The sequence below is a fragment of the Tractidigestivibacter sp. genome (assembly GCF_057241865.1).
On sequence record NZ_DBHHPX010000062.1, the window covers coordinates 1 to 8,833 of the forward strand.

General features: G+C 60.4%; 3 protein-coding genes and 1 tRNA gene. 2 read left to right on the plus strand and 2 right to left on the minus strand.

All coding sequences use genetic code 11. The annotated features are described in order from the left end of the window. A partial coding sequence (locus ACO59D_RS12435) for an aminopeptidase (RefSeq protein ID WP_485127252.1) occupies positions 1 to 844 on the minus strand: 844 nt, incomplete at its 3' end. A gap of 411 nt (positions 845 to 1,255) precedes the next feature. Between ACO59D_RS12435 and ACO59D_RS12440 the strand changes: the two genes are divergently transcribed. Continuing rightward, positions 1,256 to 1,329 (plus strand) — tRNA-Gly (locus tag ACO59D_RS12440). Positions 1,330 to 2,038: 709 nt separating this feature from the next. After that, positions 2,039 to 5,881: a SpaA isopeptide-forming pilin-related protein gene (locus tag ACO59D_RS12445; protein WP_485127253.1), complete on the plus strand. Its 3,843-nt coding sequence runs from the start codon at positions 2,039 to 2,041 to the stop codon at positions 5,879 to 5,881. A gap of 92 nt (positions 5,882 to 5,973) precedes the next feature. Here the strand turns inward: ACO59D_RS12445 and ACO59D_RS12450 are convergent, their stop codons facing one another. After that, positions 5,974 to 8,541, minus strand: coding sequence for a hypothetical protein (locus tag ACO59D_RS12450; RefSeq protein WP_485127254.1), 2,568 nt, complete (start codon positions 8,539 to 8,541; stop codon positions 5,974 to 5,976). Between the last annotated feature and the right edge of the window lie 292 nt (positions 8,542 to 8,833).

Below are 8,833 nucleotides of genomic sequence, written 5' to 3' on the forward strand. Positions count from 1 at the left end.
CAGAGTACACAATGCCGTCGGCGCGCATACGGTCAGGTGAGGTGAAGACCTCCTCGGTGGGGATGTTGGGGAAGAAGACCGTACCATCCTGCAGCTTTCCGGCGCCACCCTCCCAGATGTGTCCCTCGGCAAGCCCAACCGTCAACTTCGTGCCATTTGAGGACTCATAGCGCAGTGCCGAGAAGTGCTTGCGATTGAGCATGCGCTTCGTCTTCTCGAACGAGGCGTTGTGCGTCTCCCATGCGCTCTCGGGGTCGTCGCCCTCGGCGCGCGAGGTCTCAAGGATTGCAGCCCACAGGCGGTAGACCGCCTCGGCCTCGGAAAGCTCGGGAAAGACCTCGCAGGCCCACGCCTTCACGGGCACGCCGGCAATGCACCACGCGTTGCGACCAAAGTCCATACCATCGCGGAACGACTTGCACTGCTCGTTGCGAGCGCGCGACGCCGCAGCCGGTTTGGCGGGGTCAATGCCCTTGAGTGACGAGGGATCAGATCCCTCGAGAAAGAGAAATGCGGCACCGCCCTCTGCCAGCGAATTGAGCTGCTCTCGCTGCCACGAGGGAACCGTTTCGAACCAAGAGGTGGGGACGTTCTCGTATGTCAGCCGCGTGACCTGGTCGTCATGCCAGATAACCGTCACGTGCCCCGCACCCACGCGGTACGCCGCGCGAACGACCCTGCGCGCAAAGTCGGCGCGCTCGACGGGGACCGAGAGCACCAGCTCCTGCTCGAGGTGAATGGCAACGCCCTTCTTTACTATCAGGTTTGCATAGCGGTCAAGCTGCTCCGAGAGGGCCTCGGTTGCCAAGCGGCATTCTTCGTCCGTCATGGGAATGGCATTCATGGTAGTTCCTTCCGGGTCTGGCGCGTGAGCACCTGGGCAGCGGCACTTCTCTTCTCAAACAGTTCGTACCCATAGAAAGGGCCCCAAAGGGGGGCCCGGGAATTCCTAGGGCAGGCAACGGGATTCGAACCCGCGGACGATGGCTTGGGAAGCCAATGTTCACACATTCCAGCCTCGTCGCCGACACCAATAAAACCCCAGTTAGACAGGCTATTTTTTGGAGCCTTGCGGTGGACATTATACCCTTGGCTGACTTGTTGGTGGATTTCTCCATGATTTACGCCGACCCATCCAACCCGGCCTCTTCGGTGGCTGATCAACAACCTTTCTGGGTTTATCATGTGCGCTGGCGAAATCGCGCAGATGAATCGCTCACCGAGCAGTGGCGCTGTGATAGAGTCATTACGCTACGCGGGTGTAGTTCATCGGTAGAACCGGAGCTTCCCAAGCTTCTGAGGTGGGTTCGACTCCCATCACCCGCTCCACGCGAGCAAACGCGGTCTCCCCATGCGAGGAGGCCGCGTTTTTGGTAAGCTCTCACTGGCCCTGCGGGGGTCCCGCCCAGTCCCACCAAGAGTATAAATGACCAGCTCAGGAGCCATTTGCCTTGCCACTTGGCGATGCCCGCGTATGCATACGCCAGAAGTTCAAGCATTGATACAGTATGCCGTGCCCGTTTCCATGCGACAAGGCATCGAGCCACAGACGGCTTCACCTTGCACGAAATGGACGGTCGAGGCCAACCGAGAACAGGCGGAGACACGAAGAGAGGCCCGAGAAGCCCCTCCGCCTCTTCTTGTCAGGCCAAAGAAAATTCTCGCTACGAGTTTTGGTCGAGGCAACGTGTAATGCAGGCACCATATCTTCCCAGGTAGATTGAACTGCCTGTCAGAAAGTTGGCAGACGGGTGACGGCTCGCTGTCCGCGCAGCGTCAGAAATGTGCAGGCACTCCCCTCTAGTTTTGTTCTCCCGCAATCGATCTGTCGACGCATGAAGGAGGACGCATGAAGCCAGGACGACCAAGAAGAGCCAGAGGGGAAGCAAGGTATGGCCACCTGCGACGTGACGCGCCACAGGCAAGGCTCATTGGAGGAGACAAGCTGCGAGGTGGACCGCACGTAGGACCGGGCCACGCTGGGAGGCGCTCGCTGTGGCGGGGCATCGTTGCCATCGTGATGGCAGCCGTACTCGTGATGGGACAGCTGTTCGGAGGAGGGCTCGGCCTGGGTGCAGGCGGACTCGCCCTAGCCCAATCTCCGGCCTCGGGCAATACAAACATTGCGTATCTGCATAACCCCAATGGGAGCAGATACATCAGCGACGTTGTTGGCGTCACCCGCCAGCAGGTGGTAGACGAACTCACAGCTCACGAGGGCGATGATTACTACCTGGGAACTCCCTACAAGGGCGTCAACGATACGGGCAGCAAGCCGCGCCCAAGAGGAGACTCGGGAGGCTACTCCCCCGGCATGCAGTGCAACGGTTTTGTCGCATATGTCCTCGACAAGGTAGGGGGCTCCCCATACGAGACCTTCGTGAACACCGATGGTCACAAAGGCAACTGGACTTCGCTGCTTAACTGGTTTGCCGTCTGCGAGCACAATGACGTAATCTCCTACACCTTCGACTCCAAGGAGGAGATGCTGGCCTCGGGCCTGCTCCAGAGGGGTGACATCGTCTGTGCCGTCCCATATACTTCTGTGTTTCAGGCAGGAGCGGATGCCTACGGCAATACAGCAGACGATCATGTGGGCTTTTTCTGGGGTAGCTCCTCAGGCGATGATCTCTTCTGGCACTCCGCACAGAGACCTAATGGCCTGAGTTCCGGCGACACGCTTATCGGCGGCAACCAGATATCTGGAATCACCCCCAAGTGCTTCCCATCCTGCTGGGTCCTCTTCCCGCTGGGTCCACCCAACGGCCAGGCAGAGCTCTACAAACAGTCGGCGAACAAGGAGATGGCGCAGGGCAGTGCTAGCTACTCGCTTGCAGGTGCCTGCTACGGACTCTATTCGGACGAAGCGTGCACGCAGCTGGTGCAGACGGCCAACACCGATGCCAACGGGCACGCTGTCTTCACCGGCGTCCCCACAGGGGATTACTACGTCCGTGAGGTATACCCCTCGCAGGGCTACCTGCTAGACGAGGGAATCTACAGGGTCAGCGTAAGCTCTGGCACCACCTCACAGGTGGAGGGAAGCCCCGTCGAAGAGGTTCCCGCAACTGCTCCTGCAGGGGCAATCGTCCAGAAGCTCGATGCGGCAACAGGAGGCATTGCCCAAGGAAACGCCTCGCTCTCTGGGGCGCAGTTCACCGTACGCTACTACGGGAATGTCACGGGAGACACCTCCGGCACACCACTCCGCACCTGGGTCTTTGCAACGAACGCGAATGGCGTAGCAACTTACAGCGACTCGCAGCTGGTCTCGGGAGACGCGCTCTTCTCAAACACCCAGGGCGATGCAATCTTCCCGCTTGGCACCTATGGAATCCAAGAGACCAAGGCCCCCGAGGGATACGAGCTCACAGACTCCTCCCTGCATGTAGCCACGGTCACGCTTGAAGGCGGCCTAGCCACCTGGAAGACGCTTGATGGGTGGAACAGGAACAGCACCAGCGCCGTGAAAGACGTGATGGGGCGCGGTGTCGATGACCAGGTAATTCTCGGCTCGATACGCGTTAACAAGATTGACCACCAGCTCAAAGAGGGTATCGCACAGGGTGATGCCACGCTGGCGGGCGCCCGATTCCAAGTGCGCAACGTGTCCGATCACGCCGTCTACATCGATGGAGCCACTCATGGCGTGGGAGAGGTCATCGACGGCTTCGAGTTGGTGACTGACGAGTCCGGCACGGCAACAAGCGAGAAGATCCTTCCCTACGGTACCTACGAGCTGCGCGAGATCGCAGCACCAGAAGGCTATGAACTCAACTCCGAGTGGGTGGGCGTTGCCGTTGTGAGCGACTCCGATGAGCCCGCAAGTGCCGGCACGGTGGACGAGAACATCGAGACACCGCCAACGCCACCGCTCACAAAGGTGGATGTCAGCCTTGGTTCAGAAGGCCCCCAAGGGGACGCCACCTTCGAGGGGGCCGAGGTGAGCATCACCAACGCGTCCGTGGGGCCCGTCGTGTATGGCGAGAAGACCTTCGGGCCGGGCGAGGCGGTCTGCACGCTCACGGCCAACGCTGAGGGCACATTCCCCAGCGTCGAGCTTCCGTACGGCACCTATGTCCTAAAGGAGACCAAAACGCCCAAGGGCTACATTCTCAACGATGGCTGGACCAAGACGATTGTGCTTCACGCCAGCGGCCAGACCCGAATAGAGCTGCCTGATACGCCCATATCCGGCGGCGTTGCTGTCGACAAGATTGACCACGAGCTTTCAAGCGCCAGCCCCCAAGGGGACGCCTCGCTCGAGGGAGCACACTTCCAAATCACGAACGAGTCCGCACATCCCGTGGTTATAGCCGGCGAGAGATACGAGCCCGGAGAGGCCGTTACGGGCATTGACCTTGTGACGGATGTCCACGGCCACGCAACCACAACGTCTCACCAGCTGCCTTACGGACGCTATTCCATACGTGAGGCCTCTGCCCCATCAGGCTACCTGCTCAACACAGACTGGCAGGCCGAGATAACCATCGGCGAGGATGGGACGGTGGTCTCCGCCCAAGCACCCGTGGATGACCATGTTGTCCGCGGTGGTGTCTGCATTGGCAAGGTTGACAGAGAAACGCTAGGGCATGCACCACTTGGCTCGGCAACGCTTGCAGGGGCAACGTTTACGGTAACGAATGCGTCTGCCCGGCCCGTCCTGGTTGACGAAACAACAGTCAATCCCGGAGAGGTTGCCCTCACGCTGACAGCAGACGAGAGCGGCATAGCATCCACCGGCGCAGATTCCCTCCCATATGGTACCTACACAGTCCGCGAGTCATCTGCTCCCCAGGGGTATCTCTTGGACAGCGAGGCCGTACTTTGGTCTGTCACATTCCAGGTTGTCGACAGCGGTTCCATCATCGACCTCTCACAAGCAGATAAGGCCGTGCACGACCAGGTAGGGCGTACCGACATCCGCTTTGTGAAACGTGATGAGAGAACACAGGAACCCATGGCAAACGTTGCATTTCTCATCACCAGCGCCACCACGGGCGAGCAACATGTTATCGCAACGGATGAGAACGGCATCTTTGACTCATCCGTCTATGCCTCCGAGCAACGCACGAATGCGAACGATGCCGCGCTGAGTGACAACCTGCCTCAGCCAGCAGTGGACTCCTCCAAGCTCGATTCCGAGAGCGGCGTCTGGTTTGGCGGTTCTGCCAAAGCCAACCAAAAATCCATCAAGGGCCTTGCGGCACTCCCGTACGACCGCTATCAGGTCCAAGAGCTGAGGTGCGACGCCAACCAAGGCCGAGCCCTTATCTCGTTTGAACTTACCACCGAGTTCCCTGAGCCTCGCCACAACGAGGTTCTGGACCTTGGCACCATTGACAACCGGGAAGAGCATGAGCCGTCCATCCAGACAACAGCAACAGACGAGAAAACCGGAACACATGAGGGTTCAACGCAAGACACCACCGGCATCGTTGACGTTGTTGCCTATGAGGGGTTGGTTCCCGGCAGCGACTACGAACTCAAGGGCACGCTCGTAGACGCGGAGGGCGGCGAGCCAATCTGTGACTCCAATGGCGAGGCCATTACCGCGACGCAGCAGTTTATTCCAACCCAGGCTGATGGCTCCATAGCCATGCCATTCGAGACCGATGGCTCCGTTTTCGTGGGCAGGAAGGTCGTTGTCTTCGAATCCCTCTGTCGCGGTGGTCAGGAGGTCGCAACCCACAAGGACCTTTCCGCGGCAAGCCAGATGGTCAGTTACAGACATGACGAGCCACTCGCGGAAGAAGGTCGTTCTGGTCGAAGTGGCACGCCGGGCACCGGTGACGCAACGGCGCAGACTGTTATTGGAGTCTGTGCGGCACTTGGTTGTGTTGGGCTAATCCTTGGGCTTTGGCACAGGGAGATTGCGTAAGGCTCGTCCCAACGCACCAACAGCAGAAAGAGGGGGCCGACAATGGCCGGCCCCCTCGGGACTACAAGCGCAATGTTTTGCTCTGCGGAGGACTACGAGCGGCGAATCATCTCGGTGACAAGCTCGGCAACCGAGGTGGCCTGATCCCCATCAACGTTCTCCGGAACATCCTGCTCGGTACGAGAGAGCGCGGGAAGCCCATTGTCCCCTAGGCCCATAACCGTTACTGCGCGTACGGAAGCGCGCATGGCGACAGAGGCGTCCGTATCGACCCAGTCGAACGCCTGTGTCTTCAGGTCCATGTTGAGGTCGGATGCCGTACCAGAGAGAAGCCTGAGGAGCCTTCTGTCCGCACGGCGCGTGGGCTCGAACCCCTCGTGAGTCAGAAGCGAGAGGTCGCCCGCACCCACGCAGTCGAGGTTCACAAGGAAGGCACCACGAATGGCGGAGCGGTGCTCGGTCAGGAAGGAGCGCATCCCCGCATGGTCAAGGTCGGAGGCACCGAGGGCAACAAACCAGATGTCGTGGCAAACGAGCTCGTCGTCACCCATGTGGAGCACGGCCGCGCGGAGGTCGTCCTCGGTAGGAACGTCAGCGGAATCAACATCGGGTCCCGCCTGCCGTCCCTCAGAATAGTCGGCTGGATTCACGGACTCGCCGGGCGCAATGTTTGCAGGGGTATCGGTGAGAGGCTCTTCGGCCACAGGCGCGCTCTCGTACGAGGCGTCCACGGGTTCGGCAGGCGCATCCTGGACCAGACGCAGGCCGCTTCTGGTGGTAGCCCCGCCCTTCCAGGAACCAGAGTCCGTGTCCTCATCCCAGTTCTCGGGATCATCCCTCAGCCAGTTGCTCTCGCGCGTCACCTGACTGCGGGAACGCCTAGCATCACCCTTTTTCTTGCGGTTAAAGAAGCTGAAGTGGTGCTTCTCGGGCTCACGCTCTGGCTCGGCCTCAGGCGTCGCAAAGTCATCTGTGCCGATTACGCCCAAGCTGTCCTGTCGCTCGTTGGCAACGTCTTGCATCGGCGCTGCCTCAGAGGGGGCGGGAGTGATCACAGGCACATCTGTATCGTCCATGCCGCCACGAATGCGCTGGGCATTCCTGGCGTCTGCGTCACTCAGGAGATTACCCATGCTCCTTCTGGATGGCGTAGCCGCGGGGTGAGAGGGAGCAAGCTGGGTGGCGTCGGGGTCAGCCGCAAGGGGGTCTGTTGCCTGAGACGGGTCCGGAAGATCGAAAAGCGCCGCACGACGCGCCACATCGGACACCTGTGGCTTGAAGTCCGACTTGCCCCAGTTGGGATCATCGGGCTTCTCTGGGCGCTTCCGCGGTGTTTGAGTCGTCGGCTTTGTAGAGCCGAGGTCATCATCGGGCGTGGCGGTGAGGCCAGAGTCGTCCTTCTCGCCAACACCATGGCTCTCGAAGCGACTGAACATGCTCGCAAGCCTCTTGCGATCAAAGAAGCGCGGCTTTGCGGGGACGGTGGCATCAGGGTCAACCGCCACAGGCTCCTCTGTAGTCACGTCGGCATCAGCCGAAGGAGCGGACGCGGCATCCGTCGCTGTGGCGCGGGCGGCGTCCTTCGCACGCGCGGGTACGGGTTTGGGCAGCCCCTCAGTCGAGTCACCAGCACTTGCCTCGGCCTCTGCATCAATTCGCACGCCAACGTTAGACGGATTGCCCGGAAGCTCGCTCGTCTCGTCGGCATCGATGGAAGAGGCCCTCATGTTCTTGGAAGAGTCGACATACTCGATCTTGCAGTCGGCGGAAAGGATGCCAAGGGCGGCAATCGCGTCCTTGCCATGGCGAACGCCAACGACTTCCTCGGGCTGCGGTGCCGGCGCGGGAGCCGGAGCAGGCTCCTCCTCAGCCTGGGCCCCTTCACGCTCGTCGTGCTGCTGCCCTCTCTCAATGGCCCGCCGAGAGATGGGCTTCTTGCCGGAGGGTCGCACGTTGTCGAGGATGCCGAGAAGCGCCGCGACCGAAGACTTGTTGTCGTTGGAGCCCAACGAGCAGCGCGAGAACTTCTGGTAGATTCCGTCGGCGCCAAGCGCAGCAAGGGGGATGGCGAGAAGAATGCCAGCTACCCATAGGATCGAGCGGAACGGCGACGGCAAGAAGGTGGCCATTTGGAGCAGCGCGCAAAGGGCCACAGCAGGAACCAGCCACTCGAGTGCCTTGCGGCACATGGGAACATAGCGAGAGACTGGGCTGCCGTACAGGAAGCTGTCGTGGGGGGAGTCATAGTGGGCAACCACAACGATGGGCCTGTTGCCCTTGGCGACAAGCTCACCCGTTGCGTGGTGCACAGCCACAACGTTCTGGCTGCGGGCGGCAGGGCCAAGCTTGGAGAGGAAGCCGCCACCAATGCCGAGCACCTCAAGGACAAGCAGGACGGCGGGAACAAGCGCCAGGGCCACGCCGAGGCCAGAGATTCCCATACCCGAGAGCACAACGCCTACAAACATGAGCACGAGAAGGACGCACCTCACAGGGCGGCCGAGGCCGGGTGCGTCAAACTCTTCAACGCTCACGTCCACATCATGCTGTCGCATAAGGTCGGCGATGGTCTGGGCGGCCTGGAGCTCTTCCTGGCTGTTAGCCGGAGAGATGCCAATCTGGTCCTCCAGGTAGTCCATATAGTCATGTGTCATGGCCATGCTGTACGTCCTCCGCTGGTCACGCGACCTACAGGGCCGCGAGAATGCGCATATACCTTGACGAGTATACGTCTTGGAGGGCCCAAATATCACCCCAGACCTCGTTGAGCGGCCTTTTGCACGCTAATCCCCCCACAACGAACGCATATGCAAGGCCGTTTTCTGCAATGCGCTATTCCCGCCAGCCTCTTCACGCACCAGCCACCCCCCGGCCTCGCCCTTTCGGCTATCGTCTAGACTAGGCACAAGAATCAAGATTTCTAGGTAATAAGCCTCTCACAACATGCTCCGG